Below are 25,174 nucleotides of genomic sequence, written 5' to 3'. Positions count from 1 at the left end.
CCGTGGTCAGACGGTGGCAACCGCGATCAGGGTGTCGCAATTGACCTCCGCCACATCGCGTTCGGCCAGCCGCGCCAGGAAATCGGTGCGGATCTCGTCCACCTGATCGGCGGTGAGGGGCGCGAGCGCACCGCGCATTCCGCTGTTGCCCACCATCGACCAGGCGAACTCATCGGTGCAGGGGATGCGGAGACGAAAGACCGAGGTCTCGACGGCACGCGCGCCGAGCGAGGTGAACCATTGCGACACAGCCGGTTCGGTGTCGATGCGGGCGATGGGACTCTCCGCTCCCGCACTGCGCGGGCCGCGGTGCGACGTGGGTCCGGCGATCGCGGTGACCGAGTCGAAGAACGCCTCGCTGAACTCGCGCATCGAACCCGTGTGCCAGATCGATACGCCCATGCGACCGCCGGGCCGTAGCAGGGTCAGCAACCGGCGGACCGCGTCGTCCATCTCGGGGAGGAAGAACACCCCGAAGGAGCAGACGATCGCGTCGAACGCCTCCGCGCACGGCGGCACTCCGGGCGTGAGCGTGGTGACGTCGGCGCGGACGAACTCGATCCCGTCGAGTCCTTGTGCGACGGCGTTGCGTCGCGCGACGTCGAGAAGCTCGCCGGCGAAGTCGACGGATACCACGTGGCCACCGGGTCCCGCCGACCGCGCAGCGGGCAGCGCACTTGCTCCGGTACCCGAGCAGATGTCGAGTACCCGCTCGGCCGGGCGGATCGAGACGGCTTCCACAAGCGCGTGGCCCACCGGTCCCCACAGCTGCGGGGTCAGCACGTCGAATCGGGTGCCGACGGAATTGAACAGCCCGATCAGCGGCGAGTCCCCCGCGCCGCCGGTCATCGCTTCACCAGTCACCGCTTCACCGTAGCGAGCAGGCGATCGACGAACTCCGCCTGCGCCGGATTGAGCTTCCTCTTCGCGTCGGCGGGCACGAACCACTGGGCGCGATCGATCTCGGGGAAGCTCTGAATACGCCCGGAGCGCGGCGGCCACACCATCTCGAACGTGTTGCTGGTGACGGTGGCAACGTCGAGGTCTCCCTCGACTGCGAAGGCGACGACGACCTTGCCGCTGGCCAGTCGCACCTCGCCGAGCTCGATCATCGGCCCCTCGGGCGGCGGCTGACCGATCTCCTCGGCGAATTCGCGGCGGGCCGTCTCGTATTCGCGTTCCCCTGGCTCGAGTAGACCCTTGGGTATCGACCACGCACCGTCGTCACGCCGGGCCCACAGCGGACCGCCGGGATGAGCGATCAGCACCTCGATACCGGCGGTCGACGGCACCGGCCCCCCGGCGCCACGCCTTCGGTACACGAGGAGTCCGGCGCTGCGTCGGAGACCGTGTGCTGCCACGCGGACCATTGTCCACCGGTGTCGGAAACATCGTCGTCACACAGGTGCGGCACAAGCGAAACGTACAAAAAGTAGATACAGAGCATGGCGGTTCTCGACACGATCAAGCACGGCAAGCAGACCGATCGACCGGTGGACGAGATCCCACCACTGACCAAGCTGTTCCCCCTGGGCCTTCAGCACGTGATGGCCATGTATGCGGGGGCGGTGGCCGTGCCGCTCATCGTCGGTGGGGCCATGGTCTCGGCCGGGCAGATGCAGGCGAACGAGATCGTGCATCTGATCACCGCCGACCTGTTCGTGGCCGGCATCGCCACCATCTTGCAGGCCGTCGGCTTCTGGCGGTTCGGTGTCCGGCTGCCGCTGATGCAGGGTGTCACGTTCGCCGCGGTGGGACCGATGATCACGATCGGCCTCAACCACGGCATGACCGCGATCTACGGGTCGGTGATCGCCTGCGGCGTGTTCATGATGCTCGTCGCACCCATCGTCGGGCGGCTCATCAGATTCTTCCCACCGCTGGTCACCGGGACCATCATCCTGATCATCGGCATATCGCTGATGAGCGTGGCCGCCGGCTGGTTCGGCGGCGGGGTGTCGTCCGGCGAGGACTTCGGCGCACCCAAATCGATCGCGTTCGGATTCCTCACCCTGCTCATCATCATCCTGCTGGAACGGTTCGGTACCCCGGCGATCAAACGCGTCTCCATCCTCCTCGGACTCGTCGCGGGCACACTCATCGCCATCCCGTTCGGGATGACCGACTGGAGCGGCGTGGGTTCGAGTTCGTGGTTCGCGGTGCCCGAACCCTTCTACTTCGGCTTCCCGAGCTTCGACCTGAGTTCGATCATCGCAATGATCATCGTGGCCCTGGTGATCATGACCGAAACCACCGGCGACATCGTGGCAGTCGGTGAGATCGTCGACGAGAAGATCACTCCGCAACGCCTCGCCGACGGCATGCGCGCGGACGGTGCGGGCACCGTGCTGGGCGGCATCTTCAACACCTTCCCGTACACGGCGTTCGCCCAGAACGTCGGACTCGTGGCCATCACCGGCGTCAAGTCACGCCACGTCGCGACCTGCGCCGGCGGAATCCTGGTGATCCTGGGCCTGATCCCGAAGATGGCGGCGATCATCGAGGGAATCCCGCAGCCGGTCCTCGGTGGCGCGGGCGTGGCGTTGTTCGGCATGGTCGCCGCGAGCGGTGTCCGCACGCTCACCAAGGTCAAGTTCAACAACTCCAACATCCTGGTCGTGGCGATCTCGGTCGGCGTGGCGATGCTGACCGAGGCAAGCCTCTCGTACACCAATGACGACAAGATCCCGGTCGCACTCGACCTGTACGCCAAGTTCCCCGACTGGTTCCAGACGATCTTCCATTCGGGCATCTCCGCCGGCGCCATCTGCGCGATCGTGCTGAACCTGGTGTTCAACTGGCGCAGCACCTCGACCGACCCGGTCGACTACCACAACACCGGCGAGATCGACATCGCCGGCGACAACGCCGGGGTCGCGGGATCGGATGCCCCGCGTGGCGCCGCGTTCGACCCGCGCGACGCGCTCGCCGCCGCCGACCCGAACACCAGCCCCGAAACGCTGCGTATCCTCGCCGAACACGATGCGGGTCTGCACCCGTTCATCGTCACCAATCCGTCGACGCCCCGGGAGCTCTGCGACTGGATCAAGAGCCAGGGCGACCCGAAGGTGAAACGTCTGTTCGACCAGTGGGACGACGTCACCGACGGAAAGTTCTCCAGTCGTGGTGAGGACGCCACCACATGACACGTGCGGGCACCGCTGCAGGCCTATCGTTGACCTATGTCCACTAGCCCGCAACCCGAGAACGTCGACCCCGAGGTCGACGACCCCGACATCCCGCACGAGGCGCCGCACGAATCGGCCTTCGCCTTCGGCGATGCGAAACCGATCGGTGAGACCGACCGCATCGCACGGGAAAAGGCGATCTACGAGGCGGCTCGTCACGGCAACGACCTCAACCGCGGTCACGCACTCGGCGGCACCGACGGGACCACCGAAGGTCAGTGACCGCACACCCCGATCACCGCGACTCGCCATGCGAGATCTCGCGTCCGACCGATCGGTAACCGTGTAGACAGAGGGCATGGAGGTCCTGACAAGCCGCATCCTGCTGCGGTCGCGCGACCCGGAGAAGCTCCAGTTCTTCTACCGGCACCGCCTACACCTCGCGGTGGCCCGAGAATATCCGGGTGGACTGGTGTTCCACGCGGGCAACGGCCTGATCGAGGTTCCCGGTCACATGAGCGCCGACCTGCCCACCGATCACGCATCGGGGGCTGCGCTGTGGCTGCAGGTTCGCGACGTTCACGCCGTGGCACGAGAAGTGCGGGCCGCCGGGGTCGAGATCGTCAGGGAGCCGCTGACCGAACCGTGGGGACTGATCGAGATGCACCTCAACGACCCCGACGGCAGACTCCTCATCCTGGTGGAGGTTCCCGCCAACCACCCGTTGCGGCTCGACAACCGCTGATGGTGCCCGTGCGAGACTGGAGCGCATGAGCATCTGGACCGCCCCCACGGTGACCGAGCCGATCGACGCCGTGGTGGCGCTGCCCGGCTCGAAGTCGATCACCAATCGGGCGCTGGTGCTCGCCGCACTCGCCGACGGTCCGTCCACCATCACCGGCACCCTGCGCAGCCGTGACACCAACCTCATGCTCTCCGGGCTCACCGCACTGGGCGCACGCGTGCGGGTCGATCCCGCCGACCCCACCACCGTGTCGATCGAACCGGCGCCACTGCACGGCGGTGACGTCTACTGCGGGCTTGCCGGAACGGTGATGCGGTTCCTGCCTCCGGTGGCGGCACTCGCGCATGGCGACGTCTCGTTCGACGGTGACCCGCAGGCACGCACCCGACCACTCGCCACGATCCTCGACGCGCTGCGCGCACTGGGCGCCGACGTGGACGGTGATGCTCTCCCGTTCACCGTGCACGGCGGTGGGTCGGCGCCGGGCGGCACCGTCACCATCGACGCCTCCGGATCGTCCCAGTTCGTCTCCGGACTATTGCTCAGCGCCGCGCGTTTCGACAAGGGCATGACCATCGAGCACGTCGGCCCACCGGTTCCGTCCACCCCTCACATCGACATGACCGTCGACATGCTGGCGACCGCGGGCGTCGCGGTGGACACCTCCGAGCCCGACACGTGGCGGGTGGCCCCGGGAACCATCACCGCGGTCGACGTGGCCTGCGAACCCGACCTGTCGAACGCCGCGGCGTTCCTCGCCGCCGCCGCGGTCACCGGCGGCACGGTGGGGGTGCCGCGCTGGCCGGCCACCACCACGCAGCCCGGCGCGCAGATCGTCGACATCCTCGTCGAGATGGGGTGCACCGCCGAACTCGACGGCGGTGTGCTGACGGTGCGCGGCCCGCGGCGGCTGTCGCCCATCACCCGCGATCTGCGTGACATCGGGGAACTCACGCCGACGATCGCCGCCCTCGCCGCCCTCGCCGACGGCGAATCGGTGCTCTCGGGCATCGCGCACCTGCGTGGCCACGAGACCGATCGGCTGGCCGCACTCGCCACCGAGATCGGGCGCCTCGGTGGGGACATCACCGAAACCGACGACGGACTGATCATCCGGCCCGCCGAACTCCACGGGGCGCACTGGCAGTCCTACGCCGACCATCGGATGGCCACGGCGGGTGCGATTCTGGGGCTTCGGGTGGACGCGATCACCGTCGACGACATCGAGACCACCGCCAAGACCCTGCCCGACTTCCCCGGGATGTGGCAGCAGATGATCGGGCAGCCGTGACCGGGGCGGCTCGCATGATCACGGTGGCCATGATCACGGTGGTGGCCTGACGGTGAGCCGGCGCGCGAGCAGCTACGACGAATCCGATGTGCGGATTCGTCCCGGCAAGGGCAGCCGCCCGCGCACCAAGACCCGCCCCTCCCACGAGGACGCGGAACAGGCGATGGTGGTGTCGGTGGACCGGGGCAGGTGGGGCTGTGCACTCGGTGGCGATCCCGACGCGCACGTCGTGGCGATGCGTGCGCGCGAACTCGGCCGCACCCCGATCGTCGTCGGTGACGAGGTGGACGTGGTGGGCGACGTGTCCGGCAGGGCCGACACCCTCGCGCGTATCGTGCGGGTGGCCGAGCGCCGAACGGTGTTGCGCCGCACGGCCGATGACACCGACCCCTACGAGCGGATCGTCGTCGCGAACGCCGACCGGCTACTCATCGTGACCGCACTCGCCGACCCGCCCCCGCGCACCGGATTCGTCGAACGCGCGCTGGCCGCCGCCTACGTCGGCCGGCTCGAACCCATCCTGTGCCTGACCAAGACCGACCTCGCCGACCCCACCGGGTTCGTCGAATCGTTCGACGGTCTCGACATCCCCATCGTCCGCGCCGGACGCGACGATCCCCTCGACGACGTGCTGGCACTGCTGCGCGGCCACCTCACCGCGTTGATCGGACACTCCGGGGTGGGCAAGTCCACCTTGGTGAATCGTCTTGTGCCCGATGCGGATCGGGCGACCGGCGTGGTCTCCGGGGTGGGCAAGGGCCGACACACCTCCACCGCGTCGGTGGCGCTGCCACTGCCCGGCGGCGGGCCACGGACGTGGGTGGTCGACACCCCGGGGATCCGCTCGTTCGGGCTCGCGCACGTGGGACCCGACGACATCGTCGACGCCTTCGACGATCTGCGTGAGGCGGTCGAGAACTGTCCGCGCGGGTGCACCCACCTCGGGCCACCTGCCGACCCGGAGTGCGCACTCGATCAGCTCACCGGGCCGTCCCACCGTCGGGCGATGGCGGTGCGTCGACTGTTGCGGGCGGTTCTCAGCAGGGGGCTCGACGATCAGTGAGCGCGTGTCCGGCGACGCAACCGCCGCCGGTGTCGCACCTCCGAGAGCGCGGTCTTGAGTCCGATCGCGCGGTCGATGCCGACAAAGCGACGCTCCGACGCGGTCTCGGGTGCGTCGTCGGAGGTGTCGCGCAGGAACTCGTCGGGCAGCGCGAGTTTGTTGATCGTCCGCAACGTCTTGAGGTACTGCATCCACAGCGAGCCCGTCGAGTAGGGCAGGTCGTACTTCTCGCACAGCGCCTGTACCCGCACGGCGATCTCGGCCAGCCGATTCGACGGCAGGTCGGGATAGAGGTGGTGCTCGATCTGGTAGCACAGGTTCCCCGACATGAACGCCATGGCGGGGCCGGCGCGGAAATTAGCCGAGCCCAGCATCTGACGCAGGTACCACTGGCCCGGCGTCTCGTCGGTGAGGGACTCGACGGTGAACTTCTCCGCACCGTCGGGGAAGTGTCCGCAGAAGATCACCACGTACGCCCACAGGTTGCGGATCAGGTTGGCGGTGAGATTGGCGGTGAGCGTGTGCACGAAGTTGGGTCCGCTCAGCGCCGGGAAGAGCACGTAATCCTTGCCGACCTGTTTGCCGATCTTGCGCAGAAACGTCTTGATCTGCGGGATCGCGACCTCTTTGGGCTTCTTGCCCCGTACGACATCGGACAGTTCGAGGTCGTGCAGTCCGATCCCCCACTGGAATGTCGCCGCCAGCGCCACGTTTGTCAGTGGCTGGAACAGGAATTTGGGTTCCCACGGCTCGTCACGGGTGACCCGAAGAGTCCGGTAGCCCACGTCGTGATCCATCCCGACGACGTTGGTGTACTTGTGATGGATGTAGTTGTGCGAGTGCTTCCAGTGCGGCGCGGCGCACACCATGTCCCACTCATAGGTGGACGAGTGCACCTCGGGATCGTTCATCCAGTCCCACTGCCCGTGCATCACGTTGTGCCCGAGCTCCATGTTCTCGATGATCTTCGACAGCGACAACGCCCCGGTGCCGAGCAGCCACAACGACCGCCGATTGCTGCCCAGCAGCGCCGCGCGCCCGACCACCTCCAGCACGCGATGGGCGCGGATCGTTCGGTGCAGGTAGCGCACGTCGCGCTCGCCCAGGTCGGCTTCGACCTCCCGTCGCAGGGCGTCGAGTTCGGCACCCAGCGCCTCCACGTCGGCAGCCGTCAGGTGCGCATACTCGTTGATGTCGGTGATCGCCATTGCGTTCCATTATGGCCCACATCGTCGTGCCCGACGAAGAGCCGAAAGTCGGAAGTCCCTAGATCAGGCCGCGCGGTCGTGGATCGTCGCCTGCGCCGAGACGCTGCCGCGTGCCCGTCGACGTCGTCCCCGCAACGCTTCGATCGCCGAGCGCAGACCGCGTCGACGGCCGCTGTGCGGGTCGATCGTGGGCCGCAGCCGGGCACCGGCGGGCAGGTCGGCCTTGAAGCGGAGCTCCGATGCGGTCTCGGGGGCATCGTCGGACGTGGCGCGCAGGTACTTGTCCGGTAGCGACAGCTTCGCGATGGTCCGCCACGACTTGGCGTACTGCAGCGGAAACGAGCCGGTCGTGTAGGGCAGGTCGTATTTGTCGCACAGCTCCCGCACCCGCACCGAGATCTCGGCCAGCCGATTCGACGGCAGGTCCGGATAAATGTGGTGTTCGATCTGGTACGAGAGGTTGCCGCTCATGAAGGCGAGCAGGAAGCCGCTGCGGAAGTTGGCGCTGCCCAGCATCTGCCGCAGATACCACTCGGCCTGGGTTTCGCTGTCGACGTCCTGCTTGGTGAACTTCTCTGCCCCGTCGGGGAAATGACCGCAGAAGATCACCGCGTTGGTCCACAGGTTGCGGATCACGTTGGCCGTCAGCGTGGCCGTGGCGGCCTTGCCGAACGCTCTGCGGTAGCCGACCCGGCGACCGGTCACGGCCGCGGCGAGCGCCGGCTGGATCACGTAGTCCTTGGTCACCTGTCGACCGATCTTGCGGCCGACGTCGGCGAGGTCGCGGCGGAACTGCTCCTTGTCGGCCTCGGTCCGCCGCTTCTTGCCCAGTTCGAGATGCTGCGCGGCCACGCCGTACTCGAACAGCAACGCGAGCAGCGTGTTGTAGGCGAGATTGCCGAGATAGAAAGGCCGCCAACGCTGGTCACGGGTGACGCGCAGCAACCCGTAACCCACGTCGTCGTCCATGCCCAGCACGTTGGTGTACTTGTGATGGATGTAGTTGTGGGTGTGCTTCCAATGCGCCGACGGGTCGGTGTTGTCCCATTCCCACGACGTCGAGTGGACCTCCGGATCGTTCATCCAGTCCCACTGGCCGTGCATGATGTTGTGGCCGAGTTCCATGTTCTCGATGATCTTGGCGACACCGAGGGTGCCCGCGCCCGCCCACCACAGTGGCCGCGATGACGAGCCGACGATCAGTGCCCTACCGACCGCCTCGAGGCCGCGATGCACCCGGATGGTGTTGCGGATGTAGCGGGCGTCGCGTTCGCCGCGGTCGGCCTCGATGTCGGCCCGGATCTGATCGAGTTCACGGCCGAGTTCTTCGATGTCGGCCTTGCTCAGATGCGCGTACTCGGGAATGTCGGTGATCGCCATGAAAGCGCCCTCCCTGCTTGCCGGTGGTCACGGTCCGACGGAGCTTGGGCTGTACCGACGTCTTCTGCCTACGACCACGCCTGCCTACGACTCCGTAACTTACGCAAGCGTAGGTTATTCGGGGAGGACTGTCCACCCGTGTGAGGAGTGCCCGGTCAGGACCGGTCAGGATGTGGCGCCGACTCCGACGAGCGGGCCGCATCGGATGCCGAGCCGCTGCGCCGCAGTGTCCAACGCGGCGCGGTAGTGCTCGCGCTTGCGGCGATGGGTCAGCATGAACTGGGCCGACGCCGCGAGACGCCGGGGCATCGGTGCCCACCGGTCGAAGTCAACCCCGCATTTCGTGAAAACCCGCAGCGGGACCTCATCGGCGATCAAGCCGAGGTTGTACATCGCGAGACAGCACCCGATGCCGACCGAGGACTGCGAATGGTTGCGCGTCACCACGGTCAGGTCGGTCTGGTAGAGCGGCGTGGAGTCCAGCTTGCCCAGAAAGGCGAGGTGGGTGAGGAAATAGGACGCATACGTGGAGAACTGGGCAATCGCCGACCCGGAATGGATGGTGACCACACGACCGCCCGCCGACACATACGGCGCGTCAGTCGTGTTCTCGCGCAGGATGTAGCCGGTACAGTTCACCACCCAACTCCCCGGGACCGTCGGCACCTCCTCGCCGCTACGGAACACCAACTGCGGCAGATCATTCCGGTCGACGACGTCGGACAGATAATCCATCACCGTGCTGTTGAGCCCGGCGGAGATCGCATCTCGCTCCGACGGCGAGAGGTTCCCGTTGAGAAACCTCTCGGCCTCCCGCATCGGTGTTATCCCATAGACCCGGCGGTAGGCGTCGGTGACCTGCTGATCGTTTGTGCCGTCGTACATGTCGGCGTACTTGCCGAACACCTGACTGGCGGTTCTGCCTGCCAACCACCTGCGCACACCGACCGGGAACACGGCCTCACGGTTGTTGAAGAACGTCCCGGCACCGGCCACCAGGTTCACCTCACGACCGGGATTGCGCGCCATGATCAGCGCCGCCGTGTCCATGGCGGTCTTGCCGCCGCCGACGATCCACACCGGGGTGTGACTCTCGGCGAATCGCCTCTCGGTGAAGTCGAAGGAATCGGGCGAGACCGAGTTGACCTGCGAACTCGACAGTGCCAGTGGCTTGTTCGGCGTGACATCGAATCCGAAGGCGTTGATCAACCGGGGCGTTCGGATGATCTGTCGCCGACCGTCGGGTCCGCTGAGTTGGACCGTGACCCCGTCGGAGTCCTCGTCGTAGCCAACCATGCTCCAGCCGTAGTACTCCTCGAGTCCGACGCGATCGGACAATACGTCGCGGCAGTATCGGAGGTGCCCGAGCACTTCCGGCTTGGTGGCGAGATACTCAGGTGCGCGCCGCAGTTGCCAGGCGATATCGCCGGCGGTGAAGAACTCGTAGGGTTGATGCAGCCGCACATAGGAATACGTGTCGTTCCACATCCCGCCCGCGTTCTCACGACGATCGACGAGTGCGACGCGCTGCCCCGCGTCGAGATACCCGGTGGCCACCGCGAGCGCGTTCAAGCCGGCCACACCCGCACCGACGATGCAGAGGTCGACATGGCGGAACTCATCGGATTCGAGGTCGTTGGACGCAGCCATGGTTCCTCCGGTCTCACCGCTTACGGTGGCGGCTCGCCCGCCCTCCACGTCAGCCTCCCACCGACGCGGGGCGGGCAAAAGCCCCAGCTTTCGGGGACACACCGTAATCCGCATCGAGTTCCCCGCCGGTGAGCCGAAGGGCGCTTGCTCCGCCGGGTCAGTCGGCGAGTTCCTCGCGGAGCAGCTCGTATCCGACGAGGTCTTCGATGTGGCCGTCGGAGCTCGCGGCGAGCGGCTGGACGCCGAACTCATGGAATCCCGCGCGCTGCGCGAGCTTCTTGCTGCCCTCGTTCGAGTCCGCTGCGAGCATCGTCAGCCGCCGCACCCCCAGGACATCGAAGCTGTGCTCGACGGCAGCCGGAAAGGCCTCCCCCAGCACACCGGAGCCACGCGCCTCCGGGTGCGTGTAGAAGCCCGCCTCCGCACCGACCACGGGATCGATCTTGAACAGCGAGATGTCACCGAGGTAGTCGTCGGTCTCCTTGTCGGCGACGGCCCAGGTGCACGTTTCGCCTCGTGCGGCCGTCCACCACTTGCGGGTCCGCTCGGCCGCGGCATGCTCGAGCGTCAGCGGATCGGGCCGGCCGAACAGGTACTTCCGCGAGATCGGATCATCGAGCGTCTCCCGGATACGTTCGTCGTCCTTGGGCTCGAGCGGTCGCAGACGGAACCGATCGGTCTCGAAAGTCGTTGCGCGCCATACGGTTGTGGGCTCGAAACCGTCGCCCGCATGCCATTTTCCGCACCAGGCGTCGACCACACCGCTGTTCATCTCAAGCCAGTCGGGCAAGCGTCCCACCAGGGTGAAGCCCGCAGCATGTGCGGCGCGCAGACTCGTCAGATTTCCTTCGGCGGCCTGCCACCGAACGACCTCGACGTCGCGTTCGGCCACGGCGTACTCCATGGCGAGCACCATCGCGCGCCGCGCAAGACCCTGCCCCCGGGCATCGGGGTGCAGCCCGAAGCCGATGTCGACAACGCGCCCGGGTCCACGGAGGTCGACGCTGCCGACGAATCGGCCGTCGTGCTCGATCGCCCAGATCATCGACGTGCCGTCGCGCCAGCCCTGCAGCGCGTTGACGATGAACCGCTCGGCGTCCGAGCGCCCGTAGGGCGACGGCATCTTCGCCCATCGCATGGTCAGCGGGTCGGTGGCGTACTCGACGATCCGATCGACGTCGTCGGCCTGATGGGCACGCAGCGTGACGGTGCCGTCATCACATACCGGGACATCACTCGTCGCGGTCAACTCGGTCAGTTCAGTTCGCACGCGGATTCTCCTCCGTGGTCGACTGTTTCACCCGAAGAGCCTACGCGTCGACGCGGCAGGAGGTGGACAATACGGACGCTGCCCGCTCCGCACGAGTCGCCGACCAGCATGTTCGCCGGTCCGCGTGTCTCACACGCCCAGGGTGCAATCCCCCGCCGCCGCGCTCACACACGTCTGGATTCGTTCACCCTCGACGTGTTCGACGCCCGAGCGCAGGTCGCGTACGCAGCCCTTCTCCAGCATCACCACGCAACTCTGACAGATTCCCATCCGGCATCCGAACGGCATGATCACGCCGGCGGATTCGCCCGATTCCAGCAGGGTGGTCGCGCCGTCGGCCGTGGCGGTCCGGCCACTTCGGGAGAAAGTGACCTCACCGCCCTGGGCACCCACCGCACCCCGCTCCAGTGCGAAGCGTTCGATGTGCAGGAGCTCGGGCACGCCGGCGTCGTCGTACGCGGTGGTGAGCATGTCGAGGAAGCCGCCCGGGCCGCAGGCCCACGTCGCGCGTTCGCGCCAGTCCGGGCACAGTTCGGCGAGCAGATCCGGGGTCAGCTTGCCGTCGCTGCGGGTGTGCTGCACGTGCAGGTCCAACAGACCCGACGCCGCCATGTCGGCCAGTTCGTCGCCGAAGAGCAGGTCGGCGTCGGTGGGAGTCGAGTGGATGAGCACCACGTCGCCGGATTGCTGCCGGTGCCGCATCATTCTCAGCATCGAGATGATCGGTGTCACACCGCTGCCCGCGGTGAGGAACAGGATCTTCGACGGCAGCGGGTCGGGCAGCACGAACTCCCCTTTCGGCGCCGCCAGCCGGACCACGGTGCCCGGCGAGAGTCCGTTGACCAGGTGGCTGGACAGGAACCCCTCGGGCATCGCCTTCACGGTGATCGCGATGGTCTTGTCGGTGCGGGTCAGATCGGGGACGGACGTGAGTGAGTACGAGCGCCAGGTCCACCGGCCGCTCACCAGGACCCCGATCCCGATGTACTGACCGGCGCTGTAGTCAAGCGAGAAGCCCCAGCCGGGACGGATCCGGATCGTCGCGGTGTCGTCGGTCTCCCGGACCACCGACACCACCTTGCCGCGCAGCTCGCGCGCCGACCACAACGGATTGGCGAGGTGGAGATAGTCGTCGGGCAACAGCGGTGTGGTGACCCGCGACACCGCCGCGCGCACCCACTGCGCACCCCGGTGGCGGGCGGCGACGTCGGCCACCGGTGCCTCGAAGCGTTCCAACCAGCTCATCGCCGACCACATCTCCTCACCGCCGAAGCCAACCTACGCTTCCGTAGGTTAGCTCATCGGGATCGCCGCGGCTCGTGCAGGAGTCACAGCAGATCGAGCAGGAACGGCAGTTCTTGTGTGGCGTACCACCCCAAGTCGTGGTCCTCCACGTCACCGATCGCGAGTTCGGCATCCTCGTCGCCGAGATCGGCGGCATCCACCACGATCACCGCGGTCCGCACCGAGTCCTCGGCGTCGGCGCCGTCGACGAGGATCGAGGCGATCGCCGAGGTCGGGACCGGACCGGCCACCTTCACCACGGCGTCGTCGAGTTCGGGGCGCAGGGTGACCTCGGTGACGTCTGCGGCGACCACCGCGCGGCGCGGAGGAAGCCGCGGCGTGTCGCCGGGCTTCGTGGTGCGCGCATCGGCCTCGAGATCGGCGGCGGCCGACGAATCACCCGCCTCGGGCGGCTCACCGGCCAGCAGCCGCAACGACGCACGCGCCGCCTCGCGGACCGCCGCCTCGGCCAGTTCCTCGTCGTCGCCGGACACATACGACTCACGCAGCGCCGGGGTCAGGGCGAAGCCGGTGCCGCCGACCGGCCGGAATTCACCGGTCTCGGCGAGTGCCATCAGCATCGTCAAAGTCGCCGGAAAGTACACCCTCATCGCTTGCGTTCCTCCCCGCCGACACCGGCACTCACACTCTGAGATCTCAGCCTAGTGTCGCCGCGCGGCACCCGGGCGGGCGGATGACCACAGGCGCGGGCGGATGGCCTCAGGCGCGGGCGGATGACCACAGGCGCGGGCGGATGGCACCCGCCCCGGTGATGCCGTCGGTGCGATCGCGTCACTTGCCCTCGACGAGTTCCTCGTACGATTCGGTGACGTACTCGGCCATTTCGGGTAGATCCGTCATCACCCCGCGATCGGCGATGAACGCGAACCCGAGGTGGTCGACGTACTCCACAACGCTGACCGCCAGGGCCCGCCCACTCACCAGATTGGGCACCGCGTAGAGGCTGCCGACCGGCCGTCCCAGGACGTAGCGCTGTGAGATGGGTGCGGTGCCCATCGACACCGGCACGTTGTACCCCCGTCGGTCCAGCGAACGAAACGCACGCGAACTCAACTCGCCGAAGGGGACCACCCCGAGTTCGGCGAAGAGCGGCTGCGCCCCACTCGACACCCGACGCGACGACTGCGAGTACCGATGTGCCAGCCCCGCCACCTGCGCCAACCGAACCTGCGGGTTGGACTCGCCCACCGGCAGATCCGTGACGAAAGTCGGTTCGTCCACGTTGATCCAGCTGTCGGGAACAGGATCGGCGGTGACGCCCTTCTCGCGCGCACCCAACGGCAGCATGGCACGCACTGTGTCACCGAACTCGCCCATCGCGTCCACCGACAGCAGCCAGCGGCGCATCGACCCGGTGATGATGGCCAGTTCGACGTCGTTGACCGTGCACCGGTATCGCTCGGCGATCTTGGCCACGCCGCGCCGCGGTGCGGTGGCGACGGTGAACATCCGAGTGGACGATCCGGGGGTGTTGAGCACGCTCGACGGGGCGGAGTCGGTGAGCTGCTGCACCACCCTCCCCGCGCGGCGCGCCACACCCGACACCACCGCGCGCGCCTCGCCCAGCAAACCGTTGCCCCCGAGTACCGAATCGATGAGTTCGCCGGGTCGCGCCAACGTCTCGGTGATCGCCCCGATCGCCAGTTCGGCAGCCCCGGGCGGCGTGCCGGGCATCCACAGATCGGCGGGCAGTGCCGCGGTCTGGGCGGTGTCGTCGCAGATCAGTGTGCTGATCTCGCGATCGCCGTCGTCGACGAGGCACTTGTGCGATTTCGTCAGGATCGCGAGCCCGCCGTCGGCGAGCCCTTCGATGAGGTACATCTCCCACAAGGGTCTGCTGCGATCGAGTGGCCGTGACATCACCCGGGAGATCAGGTCGTCGAGATCGCCCATGTTTCCCGGCCTCGGCAATCCCGAGCGGCGGATGTGGAAGTTGATGTCGAAGTCGGGATCGTCGATCCAGACCGGCCGCCCGAGCGCCAACGCGACCTCACGGACCACCTGCCGGTAGCGGGGAGCCAGTTGCAGCCGATTCTCCACCAGCCGCGCGAGCGACGGATAGTCGAGCGAGCCGATCGTGACGGGCTTTGGCGCAGAACGCTTCTTGCCCGAATCGCCGGGCAGGATCAGCAGCGCGCCCAGGTGCGTGGTGGTTCCCGCGTCGTCGAGGAAATACGAGACCGCCTCACGCGCGGACAGACGGTTCGCCACCGACCGATCCTATCGCCGCGGATGCGCACGGCGAATGCGGTCGCCCAGATCTGTCGGCGGTGCGCGTGGCCCGTGGTGGTGCCGATCCGGGTCATCCGCGGCCAGTCGTGTTACGCGAGGATGAAAGACACCAACTGCCAACGGTATTCGACCTTGGTCGCGGTGTTCTGATAGCGCCGGTCACCGGGCGACTGGGGTGTGCGCACCCGGCACGGCAGCCGCTCGATGCGTCCGGCGAATGCCCGCACCCGCGGTCCCCTCGCGTAGCTGCCGAAGATCTCCGCCGCCCCCGAGCCGCACATCTGGATGTGGACGCGCCGCATGCGAGCGCCGTCGGCGCCGTCGGCGCCGGAGCGGGCGACGTTGGTCCGGACGAGTACCCCGAGCTGGTCGAGTACCGCCGGGGCGACACGTGGCTGCACGTGGGTCAGTGAGCGACGCCGATCAATCACTTCGAACGCCAACGAGACCGTCGCGATTGCGAACCGTCGGGCCTCCAGCGTGGCCGCGGCCACCGTCCGTGAGCCGGTAGGGGGCACCTGGGATGGCGGCCGTTGCGGTACCGGCGGCGCCGCAGGACGCGACGGGGTGCGGTCGTGGTGCAGGGTGGAGTCGTGGTGCGGGTCGACGAGACCTACCGCCGACCCGGCGCGTTCACACGACGGGGCCGGCAGTATCCGGATGCGTGGGGAGTCCATGGAAATCCGACGCGGGCGGGGCCCACTCGGTTCCCATGAGTTTTTCTACCCCTGACGGCGCTTGGACTTGGGCGGCTTGGGACGGGTGCCCTTCGCGTTGGCCCGTGCGGCGGCACGACGCTCACGGCGGTTCGCCGACACCAGTGCCGGGTCGTCGAGTTCCTCGTCCTCGGAGTGCACCGCGGTGCCGCCGCCCTCGTCGGGGCCCGAGTACGTCATCGGCGGCTCGGACTCGTCGGACACGCCGACCGCCCGCAGCGCCGCGGGCGCCTGCGACGACGAGCCCTCGCCGGAGCCGCTGCCCTGGGCTGTGGCACCGGCCATCGCCGGCTGGCGGGCTGCCGCGGCGGCTGTGGCCGCCGCCGACGCCGGCGTCACCACTGGAGCCGGCTCGGCCTGCACCTGCACGTTGAACAGGAACTGCAGGGTCTCCTCCTTGAGCCCCTCGAGCATGCCGGTGAACATGTCGTACCCCTCGCGCTGGTACTCGACCACCGGGTCCCGCTGGGCCATCGACCGCAGATGGATGCCCTCACGCAGGTAGTCCATCTCGTAGAGGTGATCGCGCCACTTGCGGTCGAGAACGCTCAGCAGAATGGTCCGCTCGAGCTGCCGCATCGCGTCGGGCCCACCGATCTGCTCGATCTCCTCCGCGCGCGCGGCGTAGGCCTTGTGCGCGTCCTCGCTGAGCGTCTCGGTCAGTTCCTCGGCGCTGATGTCGTCGCGTTCGCCGTACTCGTTCTCGCCGACAACCTCCTTGGCGTCGAGCTCGATCGGGTACAGCGACCGAAGCGCAGTCCACAACTCGTCGAGATCCCAGTCCTCCGCGTAGCCCTCGGCCGTCGCACCCGCCACGTAGGCGGCGACGACCTCGTCGATCATCTGCTGGATCTGCTCGCTGTGATCGGTGCCCTCGAGGATGGTCTTGCGCTCGGCGTAGATCACCTTGCGCTGCTCGTTCATCACCTCGTCGTACTTGAGGACGTTCTTGCGGACCTCGAAGTTCTGCTGCTCGACCTGCGTCTGCGCGCTGCGGATCGCCTTGGTGACCATCTTGGCCTCGATCGGCACGTCGTCGGGCAGGTTGACGCGGTTCATGATGGCCTCGAGCGCTGCGCCGTTGAACCGTCGCATGAGTTCGTCACCGAGGGAGAGGTAGAACCGCGACTCGCCGGGGTCGCCCTGACGGCCGGATCGTCCGCGCAACTGGTTGTCGATGCGGCGCGACTCGTGCCGTTCGGTACCGAGCACGTAGAGGCCCCCGGCCTCACGGACGGCCTCGGCTTCCTCGGCCGCCTCCGCGCGGGCGAGTTCGATGGCCTCTTCCCACGCCGCCTCGTAGTCGTCGGGGGTGCGCACCGGATCGAGGCCCGCCTTGCGAAGCCGGGTGTCGGCGATGATGTCGGGGTTGCCGCCGAGCACCACGTCGGTGCCGCGACCGGCCATGTTGGTGGCCACGGTGACCGCGCCGCTGCGGCCCGCCTCGGCGATGATCTGCGCCTCTTGCTCGTGGAACTTGGCGTTGAGCACGTTGTGCGGGATGTCGCGCTTCTTGAGCTGCCGCGACAGGTATTCCGAGCGCTCCACGCTGGTGGTACCGATCAGCACCGGCTGCCCGATCTCGTGGCGCTCGGTGATGTCGTCGACCACCGCGGCGAACTTGGCCTCCTCGGTCTTGTAGATGAGGTCGGTCTCGTCCTTGCGGATCATCGGCTTGTTGGTGGGGATGGGCAGCACACCGAGTTTGTAGATCTGGTCGAACTCGGCCGCCTCGGTCTCGGCGGTACCGGTCATGCCCGCGAGCTTGTCGTACATGCGGAAGTAGTTCTGCAGCGTGATGGTGGCCAGGGTCTGGTTCTCGGCCTTGATCTCCACGTGCTCCTTGGCCTCGATGGCCTGGTGGAGTCCCTCGTTGAAGCGGCGTCCGTCGAGCACACGACCGGTGAACTCGTCGACGATGAGGACCTCGCCGTTGCGCACGATGTAGTCCTTGTCGCGGTGGAACAGCTCCTTGACCTTGATCGAGTTGTTGAGGTAGCTGACCAGCGGCGAGTTGGCCGCCTCGTACAGGTTGTCGATGCCGAGCTGGTCCTCGACGAACTCGACGCCCGCCTCGTGCACGCCGACGGTCTTCTTCTTGATGTCGACCTCGTAGTGGACGTCGCGCTCGAGCAGCGGGGCGATCCGGGCGAACTCGCTGTACCACTTGCTCGATCCCTCGGCGGGACCGGAGATGATCAGCGGGGTACGTGCCTCGTCGATCAGGATGGAGTCCACCTCGTCGACGATCGCGTAGTTGTGGCCGCGCTGGACGAGTTCTTCGAGCGCGTGGGCCATGTTGTCGCGCAGATAGTCGAAGCCGAACTCGTTGTTCGTGCCGTAGGTGATGTCCGCGGCGTAGGCCACCTTCCGCTGTTCGGGGGTCATGCCGGTGAGGATCACCGCGGTGTCGAGCCCGAGGAAGCGGTGCACGCGGCCCATCCACTCGGAGTCGCGCTTGGCGAGGTAGTCGTTGACGGTCACCACGTGCACACCGTCGCCGGAGATGGCGTTGAGGTAGGCGGGCAGCACGCAGGTGAGGGTTTTGCCCTCACCTGTCTTCATCTCGGCGATGTTGCCGTAGTGCAGTGCGGCGCCACCCATGATCTGCACGTGGAAGTGCTTCTGGTCGAGCACGCGCCAGGCCGCTTCGCGGGCCACCGCGAAGGCCTCGGGCAGCAGTTCGTCGAGGGATTCGCCTTCGCTGTAGCGCTCGCGGAACTCGTCGGTCTTGGCACGCAACTCCTCGTCGGTGAGTGCCTCCACCTCGTCGGAGCGAGCTTCGACGTGCGATGCGATGGCATCGAGTCGCTTGACCATGCGGCCTTCACCGACGCGCAGCAGCTTGTTCAGCACCGTGGATCGAGTCCCTTACTCATGTCGCTTACACACGGAATCCGGCCTGTGCGCAAACACAGACCGGAATCCATGGTAGCGAGGTCGCCTGAACGCAACCTGACCGACCGGCGCTCAGGCCAGGCGGATCAGGCCGTAGTCGAAGGCGTGACGGCGGTACACCACCGTCGCCTGATCGGTCTCCTTGTCGTGGAACAGGAAGAAGTCGTGCCCCACGAGTTCCATCTCGTAGAGGGCGTCATCCACCGACATCGGTACCGCCGGATGCTCCTTGATCCGCACGATCTGCCCCGGCGTGTGCTCGGTGACCCCGTCGTCCCAGGTCTTCTCCTCGGCGTTCGACGACGTGTCGGGCACGTCCTGCGCCACGAGCTGGTCGCCGCGTAACGGCGGCGCGCCCACCTCGGTGGCCTCGGCCACCGACATCGGCCGGCGATTGCCATGGTGTACCCGGCGACGATCCTTGACCCTGCGCAGACGCGACTCGAGCTTGTCGAGCGTCAATTCGAGCGCGGCGTAGAAGTTCTCACCGCACGCCTGGGCGCGGACCACGGGCCCCTTGCCCATCGCGGTGATCTCCACCAGCTGACACGCCTTCGCCTGACGACGGTTGCGTTCGTGGTCGAGTTCCACGTCGAAGCGGAAGAGGGTGGGGTCGAATCGTTCGAGCCGGGCGAGCTTGTCGCCGACGTAGATGCGGTAGTGCTCGGGGATCTCGACGTTGCGGCCGCTGAACACGACCTTGGCATTGGGTTCTTCGGGCTCCTCCGATTCGACGGTTCCGGGGGGTCGCACAAAGGCGAATTCGGGATCGTAGTTGTCGTCGGCCGAATTGCCGCCGAGGACTTTCGATTCCCGCTGACCCTTGCGATGGATGACTTGAGACATTCAACTACCTCCTGGGATCTGTCGTCCGCATCCTCACGAGCGATGGCCGTCACGGCGAGAACAACCCGGCCGATCTTCTCCGAGCGTCGGCGAAAGACGTTGGGGGAAGGCAGCTTCGGCTGTGACTGACGTCCGCTGCGGGGAGGGCCACGGTGACGGTGCCACGTGAGATGCCGACTTTCATTCATGCCAGCCGGACGGCTGACACCCACTGTCAGGGGCCTCACCTCCCGAGGACGTCTCGGCTACTTGCTGCACTTATGACGGTAGTCGGAAGTTTGCCTCCCGGCCATCTTTCTCCCCCGTGATCATGAAGTTCTCAGCGAATCGGGACCAACGTCCCCGACCGGGCGATCCACAGACGAGTTCGCGTCCACCGGATGGTCGTCGGTGAGGCGATATGACGCCGCGCGGACCCTCACCGAACGCGATGATGGGCCGATGGCCAAGTCGTCACCACAGTTTTCGGTGGCCGCGGTGGTGCGTGCCGGCGCCGACCTGGTGCTGCCGGTGACATGCGGCGGATGTGAGGCGCCGGGCACCTCGTGGTGTGCCCGATGTGCCACGCGCCTGGCCGACGCGCCGGTGTCACTGCAGCCACGCATCCCGGTGGGTGCGCCGGTCTGGGCACTGGGTCGCCACCGCGGACCGTACCGCCGGTCGGTGATCTCACTCAAAGAGCGGGGTCGACGCGATCTCGCGAACCCGCTGGGAGCCGCCCTGGCCGGTGCGCTGGTGCAGTTGGCCCGGTGGGGCGAGCTTCCCGACGCCGGTCGTCTGCGGCTGATCCCGGCACCCACCCGGCGACTGGCGGCGCGACGCCGCGGCGGCGACCCGGTGACGGCGATCGCAGCGAGCGCCGCACGCCACCTCGGGCCGCGCGTGTCGGTGTGTCCGCTGCTCGTGATTCGCGCCGGCGGGCGCGACTCCGCCGGTCTCGACGCGAGACAGCGTTCGGCGAATCTGCGCGACCGTGTGCTGCTGCGCCGCGACGCGTCGTCTCGGCCATCCTCGTCGGCGCGGGTGGTGCCCTCGGCAGTCACGGTGCTGGTGGACGACGTGCTCACCACCGGTGCCACCGCTGCCGAATCGGTGCGGGTACTGGCCACCGGCGACATCGGGGTGGACCTCGTCCTGGTGATCGCGGGTGCGTGAGCGCTCGGTGTCAGGCCAGCCCGGTGTCAGGCCAGTACGGGGTCAGGGCAGGACCGGGATGGCGCCGGGCGACATCGCCGGTTCGACCTCGGTCCAATACTGATCGGGTTGGCCGTTGGTGCTGCCGAGGCGGAGCACGCCGCGTTCGTCGCCGATGTAGACCGTCGTCGTGTCGGCCACCACCGCCCGGACCGGCGGCGCGATGTTACCGCTGATCAGGCCCGCCGCCGGCGTGCCGTTGATGGCGAGTTGGACGACCGGTGAATCCGGCGCGTCGCGGGCGATCATGAGAGTGCTCGCCGACGCCCAGTCCAGCGACACCGCGCGGTTTCCGATGTTGTAGGCGGCGATCCGTGGACTGGACAGGGCGACCTGACCGTCCTCGTTGGCGGCGATGATCGCGAACACGACCTGGCCTCCCACGATCATGGCGACCCGCACACCGTCGGGTGACACCTGAAGTTCGGTGATCGGACCGCGGACCACGGTCTGCACCGCGATCGCGTCCACCTGGGATACGACCACCGCGCCGCTTTGCGGATCGCGGGTCACCCGGACCGGTTTTCCGTCGATCACCGCCCAGAAGGTGTCGTTGCCGTATCCGCCGAAGGACGGGCGGGTGATCGAACCGCCGGAGGCGACCGCGGCGGTGCTGCCCCCGTAGGGACCGGCCACCAGATCGAGCCCGGGGTTGCCGTCCCGCGCGGAAGCCGCCGCCACCTCGGAACCGTCGGCGGAGATCGCTGCCGAGCGCACCTGCCGGCTTGTTCCCAGCGTGCCGCCCGACGGCGTGGTTCCGGTGTCGGTCACCTTGAGCAGCCCGCCGGCGCTGATGATGTTGAGGCCGACGTCCGTGCTCGGCACCGCCGCGGGGTCATAGGACTTGACGTCGGCGGTCTGCCAGCCCGAAGCCCGATCGGCCACCAGCGGCGCCCCGTCCGCGTCGATGACGTACGGGCCGCCGATGTCGGCGCCGTTGAGTGTCCAGATGAGTTGTGCGGCAAGCATCGTCCGGTCCCGGATGGACTGGTCACCCACCCCGACGAGTTCGATCCGCACGCCTCCCCCGGAGATGGAGGTCACCTGTCCGCGCAACGAGCTTCCGGCGGGGACCGCGGTGTCCACCCCCGCGTCGAGGTCCTGGGCCGGACCGGCGATGAGCTCGTTGATGATCGTGGTGGGATCGGAGTCGAGCCCGGCGAACAACCACCGCGGGTCGGAGACCAGATGCTGGCGGGTGCGGTCGGTGAAGTAGAGGGAGACCGCACGGTAGGCGGATTCGAACTGCGTGCGGTCGATCATCACGCCGTCGGGTAGCGGGCCGTCGATCCGCCACTGATCACCCACCCGGACGAGGCTGATGGTGGTCTCCACCCGCCCGGTGGCGGGTACCAGCTGCCCGTCGGTCTTGAGGGTGCCGACGTTGTCGCCGACCAGCCGCATCCGCACCGACTGCTGGCTGCGCTGATCGACGAACGTGTTGATCTCGTCGAGGATCATCGTGTCACCGCGTTCGTCCCACTGCGGGGATGCGGTGCGGGTGAGGAACCGTCGGGCCGCGGCGTGCCCGTCGGCGGGATCGGAGGTGGCCTTGAGAAACGCGCGGACGAGCGCCTCGGGGTCCATGTCGGATTGCGGGACCGGCACGGCATTGGTCGGCGCCTCGCGTTTGAACGAGGTGATCGGCTGCGGCGACGAACTGTTGGGGACGCCGCCGCATGCCGTGACCAATCCGAGGACGGCGAGCACGACGGCCAAGACCGGCCACCACGGGTGAGTGCGTGTGTTCACCGCTGGCCGCTCCCGGATTCGCCGGATGCCGCGGGCGACTGGGGTGCTGCCGGTGATCGCGGTCCGGACGGAGATGAGCTGGTGCCCGTTCCCGAGGCCAGCGCCGGGGACTCGTGCGCCTCGAGGGCGGGCGTGCTCCGCGAGGACGTCCGCGCGCCGGAGCCGACGGGTTTGAGCGGAAGCGGACTGCCGAGCACCTTGTGCCCGCGGATGAGCGGGAGGGTGAGCCGGAAGTTGGCGCCGTTTCCGGGCTCTCCCCACGCTTCCAGGCGGCCCTGGTGCAGGCGGGCGTCCTCGATGCTGATCGCCAGACCCAGGCCGGTGCCTCCGGACCTGCGGAATCTCGACGGGTCCGAACGCCAGAACCGGTTGAAGACCAGCTTCTCCTCGCCGGGACGCAGTCCGATGCCGCGGTCACGCACCGTGATCGCGACGGCGTCACCGTCCGAGCGCATCGTCAGGGTGACCGGTTTGCGATCGCTGTGGTCGATGGCGTTGGCGAGCAGGTTGCGCAGGATGCGCTCCACCCGGCGCGGATCGATCTCGGCGATGACGGGCTCGGTGGGCAGGTCGAGGATCAGTTCGGTGTCGGTGTCCTGCGCGAGTCTGCTGACGGTGGCCAGCGCCCCGTCGATGGGGATGGCCATGTCCATGCGCTCGGCGGCCAGTTCGGCCATACCCGCGTCGTGCCGGGAGATCTCGAGGAGTTCGTTGAGCAGCGTCTCGAAGCGGTCGAGTTCCTTGTCGAGCAGTTCCACCGAGCGTTTGCGCACGGGGTCGAGATCGTCGCGGCCTTCGTAGAGCACGTCACTGGCCATGCGCACGGTGGTCAGCGGGGTCCGTAGCTCGTGGCTGACGTCGGAGGTGAACTGGCGTTGCAGCCCACCGAACTCCTCGAGGTGGGTGATTTGCTTGGACAGGCTCTCGGCCATGTCGTTGAACGACATCGCCAGCCGCGCCATGTCGTCCTCGCCGCGGACCGGCATACGTTCCTTGAGGCGACCGTCGGCAAAACGCACCGCGATCCGCGACGCGGATCGCACCGGGATCACCACCTGCCGCGACACGAGCCAGGCGATCGCCGCGAGCAGCCCCAGCAACACCACACCACCGGTCAGCAGGGTGCCGCGCACCAGGTCGACGGTGTTCTGCTCGCTGGTGAGGGGAAACACCAGGTACAGCTCGAGGCCGGGGACCGACGAGTTGGTCGGCGATCCGACGATGAGCGCCGGGATCTGTCCACCCGAACCGTTGGGCACCGACGCGTACTGGTAGGCGATCTGCCCGCCCTGCACCATGTCACGCAAATTGCGCGGGATCTCCGAGATCGGGCCCACTCCGGATTCCGAGCCGTCGGGTCCGGTTCCGGGCACGAGAAGCACGGTGTCGAAGGTGCCGACGGTCCCCGCTGTCTGGCCGGTGTCGACGTCACGGTCGGTGAGCAGCGAGCGTGTCTGCCGCAACCTGTTCTGGACCGAGGTGTTGCCGTCGCCGCTGGCCAGGTCGCGTTCCACGGCGACCCGCGCGCGTTCGACCTCCTCGGTGGCGGCGCTGAGTTTGACCTCCAGCAACCGGTCGGTGATCTGGCTCATCAGCACGAAACCCAAGATCAGGAGCACCACAAATGACAGCGCCAGGGTCGACACCACCACACGCAATTGAAGAGATCGGCGCCAGAGGTGCCCGAAAGCCCTTCCGATGCCGGCTGCGGTGCGGGTGAACCGACCGAAGGTGCTGTTGACGCGTCGTCGAGAACGGCCGATCACGGCGGGCCGGCCTTGTAGCCGACCCCCCTCACCGTCAAGACGACCTCGGGATTCTCCGGGTCGGTTTCGACCTTCGCCCGTAAACGCTGGACATGCACGTTGACGAGTCTAGTGTCCGCCGGGTGACGGTAACCCCACACCTGCTCGAGCAGGACATCGCGGGTGAACACCTGCCGGGGTTTGCGGGCGAGTGCCACCAGCAGGTCGAACTCGAGCGGGGTCAGCGAGATCGGCACACCGTCGCGGGTCACCTTGTGGGCGGGAACGTCGATCTCGACCGGCCCGATGGAGAGCAGTTCGGCGGGTTCCTCGTCGTTGCGCCGCAACCGGGCGCGCACTCGCGCGACGAGTTCCTTGGGCTTGAACGGTTTCACCATGTAGTCGTCGGCGCCCGATTCGAGGCCGAGCACCACGTCGACGGTGTCGGATTTGGCGGTGAGCATCACGATCGGCACGCCCGAATCGGCTCGCAGAACGCGGCAGACGTCGATGCCGTTCATCCCGGGCAGCATGAGGTCGAGGAGCACGAGGTCGGGGCGGATCTCGCGGACCGCGGTCAGTGCCTGGGTACCGTCGGAGACCACGAACGGTTCAAAGCCTTCGCCACGCAGCACGATGGTCAGCATCTCGGCAAGCGCGGCGTCGTCATCGACGACGAGGATGCGAGGCTTCATGGCGTCCATGGTGACACTTTTGTGACCCAACCACCGTGATCGACGCGCCGGGCGCC

The 25,174-nt window shown here is 67.5% G+C and carries 21 protein-coding genes; 6 read left to right on the top strand and 15 right to left on the bottom strand.

Annotated elements, in window-relative coordinates; translation table 11 throughout:
- Positions 1 to 6: 6 nt before the first annotated feature.
- Both ACWDSI_RS16290 and ACWDSI_RS16285 read right to left on the bottom strand, forming a co-directional pair.
- On the bottom strand, positions 7 to 864 hold the full coding sequence (locus tag ACWDSI_RS16290) for a class I SAM-dependent methyltransferase (protein WP_449745378.1): 858 nt from the start codon (positions 862 to 864) through the stop codon (positions 7 to 9).
- On the bottom strand, positions 861 to 1,370 hold the full coding sequence (locus ACWDSI_RS16285; RefSeq protein ID WP_449745379.1) for an NUDIX domain-containing protein: 510 nt from the start codon (positions 1,368 to 1,370) through the stop codon (positions 861 to 863). The genes ACWDSI_RS16290 and ACWDSI_RS16285 overlap by 4 nt, the downstream gene beginning before the upstream one ends.
- A 75-nt stretch (positions 1,371 to 1,445) precedes the next feature.
- On the opposite strand from ACWDSI_RS16285, the gene ACWDSI_RS16280 reads away from it, so the two are divergent.
- The 5 genes from ACWDSI_RS16280 (at position 1,446) to rsgA (ending at position 6,227) form a co-directional block, all read left to right on the top strand.
- Positions 1,446 to 3,146 (top strand): nucleobase:cation symporter-2 family protein, encoded by a 1,701-nt coding sequence (locus ACWDSI_RS16280; RefSeq protein WP_449745380.1) that lies wholly within the window; start codon positions 1,446 to 1,448, stop codon positions 3,144 to 3,146.
- Between the two features lie 36 nt (positions 3,147 to 3,182).
- Positions 3,183 to 3,410: a hypothetical protein gene (locus tag ACWDSI_RS16275; protein WP_449745381.1), complete on the top strand. Its 228-nt coding sequence runs from the start codon at positions 3,183 to 3,185 to the stop codon at positions 3,408 to 3,410.
- A 76-nt stretch (positions 3,411 to 3,486) separates the two neighbouring features.
- Entirely contained in the window at positions 3,487 to 3,873 is a 387-nt protein-coding gene (locus ACWDSI_RS16270; protein WP_449745382.1) for a VOC family protein, read from the top strand.
- Between the two features lie 25 nt (positions 3,874 to 3,898).
- Entirely contained in the window at positions 3,899 to 5,164 is a 1,266-nt protein-coding gene (gene aroA / locus ACWDSI_RS16265; RefSeq protein ID WP_449745383.1) for a 3-phosphoshikimate 1-carboxyvinyltransferase, read from the top strand.
- 52 nt (positions 5,165 to 5,216) lie between these two features.
- Positions 5,217 to 6,227 carry a ribosome small subunit-dependent GTPase A gene (gene rsgA / locus ACWDSI_RS16260; protein ID WP_449745384.1) on the top strand — a complete coding sequence of 337 codons (1,011 nt, stop codon included), beginning with the start codon at positions 5,217 to 5,219 and terminating at the stop codon, positions 6,225 to 6,227.
- Here rsgA and ACWDSI_RS16255 read toward each other — a convergent pair.
- The 10 genes from ACWDSI_RS16255 to hpf all read right to left on the bottom strand — a co-directional run bounded on the left by ACWDSI_RS16255 (position 6,221) and on the right by hpf (position 19,732).
- Entirely contained in the window at positions 6,221 to 7,435 is a 1,215-nt protein-coding gene (locus ACWDSI_RS16255) for a fatty acid desaturase family protein (protein WP_449745385.1), read from the bottom strand. The genes rsgA and ACWDSI_RS16255 overlap by 7 nt on opposite strands.
- Positions 7,436 to 7,498: 63 nt before the next feature.
- Positions 7,499 to 8,815, bottom strand: coding sequence for a fatty acid desaturase family protein (locus tag ACWDSI_RS16250; RefSeq protein WP_449745386.1), 1,317 nt, complete (start codon positions 8,813 to 8,815; stop codon positions 7,499 to 7,501).
- 165 nt (positions 8,816 to 8,980) lie between these two features.
- Complete coding sequence (locus ACWDSI_RS16245; RefSeq protein WP_449745387.1) at positions 8,981 to 10,465, bottom strand: FAD-dependent oxidoreductase; 1,485 nt, start codon at positions 10,463 to 10,465, stop codon at positions 8,981 to 8,983.
- Positions 10,466 to 10,622: 157 nt separating this feature from the next.
- Positions 10,623 to 11,735, bottom strand: coding sequence for a GNAT family N-acetyltransferase (locus tag ACWDSI_RS16240; protein ID WP_449745388.1), 1,113 nt, complete (start codon positions 11,733 to 11,735; stop codon positions 10,623 to 10,625).
- 129 nt (positions 11,736 to 11,864) lie between these two features.
- Complete coding sequence (locus ACWDSI_RS16235) at positions 11,865 to 12,980, bottom strand: ferredoxin reductase (protein ID WP_449745389.1); 1,116 nt, start codon at positions 12,978 to 12,980, stop codon at positions 11,865 to 11,867.
- Between the two features lie 83 nt (positions 12,981 to 13,063).
- Positions 13,064 to 13,630: a DUF6912 family protein gene (locus tag ACWDSI_RS16230; protein WP_449745390.1), complete on the bottom strand. Its 567-nt coding sequence runs from the start codon at positions 13,628 to 13,630 to the stop codon at positions 13,064 to 13,066.
- 181 nt (positions 13,631 to 13,811) lie between these two features.
- On the bottom strand, positions 13,812 to 15,251 hold the full coding sequence (locus tag ACWDSI_RS16225) for a wax ester/triacylglycerol synthase domain-containing protein (protein WP_449745391.1): 1,440 nt from the start codon (positions 15,249 to 15,251) through the stop codon (positions 13,812 to 13,814).
- Between the two features lie 110 nt (positions 15,252 to 15,361).
- Entirely contained in the window at positions 15,362 to 15,949 is a 588-nt protein-coding gene (locus ACWDSI_RS16220; RefSeq protein WP_449745392.1) for an Rv3235 family protein, read from the bottom strand.
- 45 nt (positions 15,950 to 15,994) lie between these two features.
- On the bottom strand, positions 15,995 to 18,844 hold the full coding sequence (secA, locus tag ACWDSI_RS16215; protein WP_449745393.1) for a preprotein translocase subunit SecA: 2,850 nt from the start codon (positions 18,842 to 18,844) through the stop codon (positions 15,995 to 15,997).
- 114 nt (positions 18,845 to 18,958) lie between these two features.
- Positions 18,959 to 19,732: a ribosome hibernation-promoting factor, HPF/YfiA family gene (hpf, locus tag ACWDSI_RS16210; protein WP_449745394.1), complete on the bottom strand. Its 774-nt coding sequence runs from the start codon at positions 19,730 to 19,732 to the stop codon at positions 18,959 to 18,961.
- Positions 19,733 to 20,173: 441 nt separating this feature from the next.
- On the opposite strand from hpf, the gene ACWDSI_RS16205 reads away from it, so the two are divergent.
- The gene (locus tag ACWDSI_RS16205) at positions 20,174 to 20,887 is read left to right on the top strand and encodes a ComF family protein (protein WP_449757172.1); all 714 of its coding nucleotides are present in this window, start codon (positions 20,174 to 20,176) and stop codon (positions 20,885 to 20,887) included.
- A 42-nt stretch (positions 20,888 to 20,929) separates the two neighbouring features.
- On the opposite strand, the gene lpqB is transcribed toward ACWDSI_RS16205, so the two are convergent.
- From lpqB to mtrA, 3 genes are read right to left on the bottom strand one after another with little or no spacing between them, the layout of a single operon-like run.
- A complete protein-coding gene (lpqB, locus tag ACWDSI_RS16200; RefSeq protein ID WP_449757171.1) occupies positions 20,930 to 22,678 on the bottom strand; it encodes an MtrAB system accessory lipoprotein LpqB in 1,749 nt (582 codons plus the stop codon).
- Positions 22,675 to 24,444, bottom strand: coding sequence for an MtrAB system histidine kinase MtrB (gene mtrB / locus ACWDSI_RS16195; RefSeq protein WP_449745397.1), 1,770 nt, complete (start codon positions 24,442 to 24,444; stop codon positions 22,675 to 22,677). Before mtrB ends, lpqB begins: the two co-directional genes overlap by 4 nt.
- Positions 24,441 to 25,127: an MtrAB system response regulator MtrA gene (mtrA, locus tag ACWDSI_RS16190; RefSeq protein WP_449745398.1), complete on the bottom strand. Its 687-nt coding sequence runs from the start codon at positions 25,125 to 25,127 to the stop codon at positions 24,441 to 24,443. The genes mtrB and mtrA overlap by 4 nt, the downstream gene beginning before the upstream one ends.
- Positions 25,128 to 25,174: the final 47 nt, after the last annotated feature.

Source organism: Gordonia sp. NPDC003429 (assembly GCF_053588575.1).
This window is presented reverse-complemented; position numbering and strand designations above follow the sequence as displayed.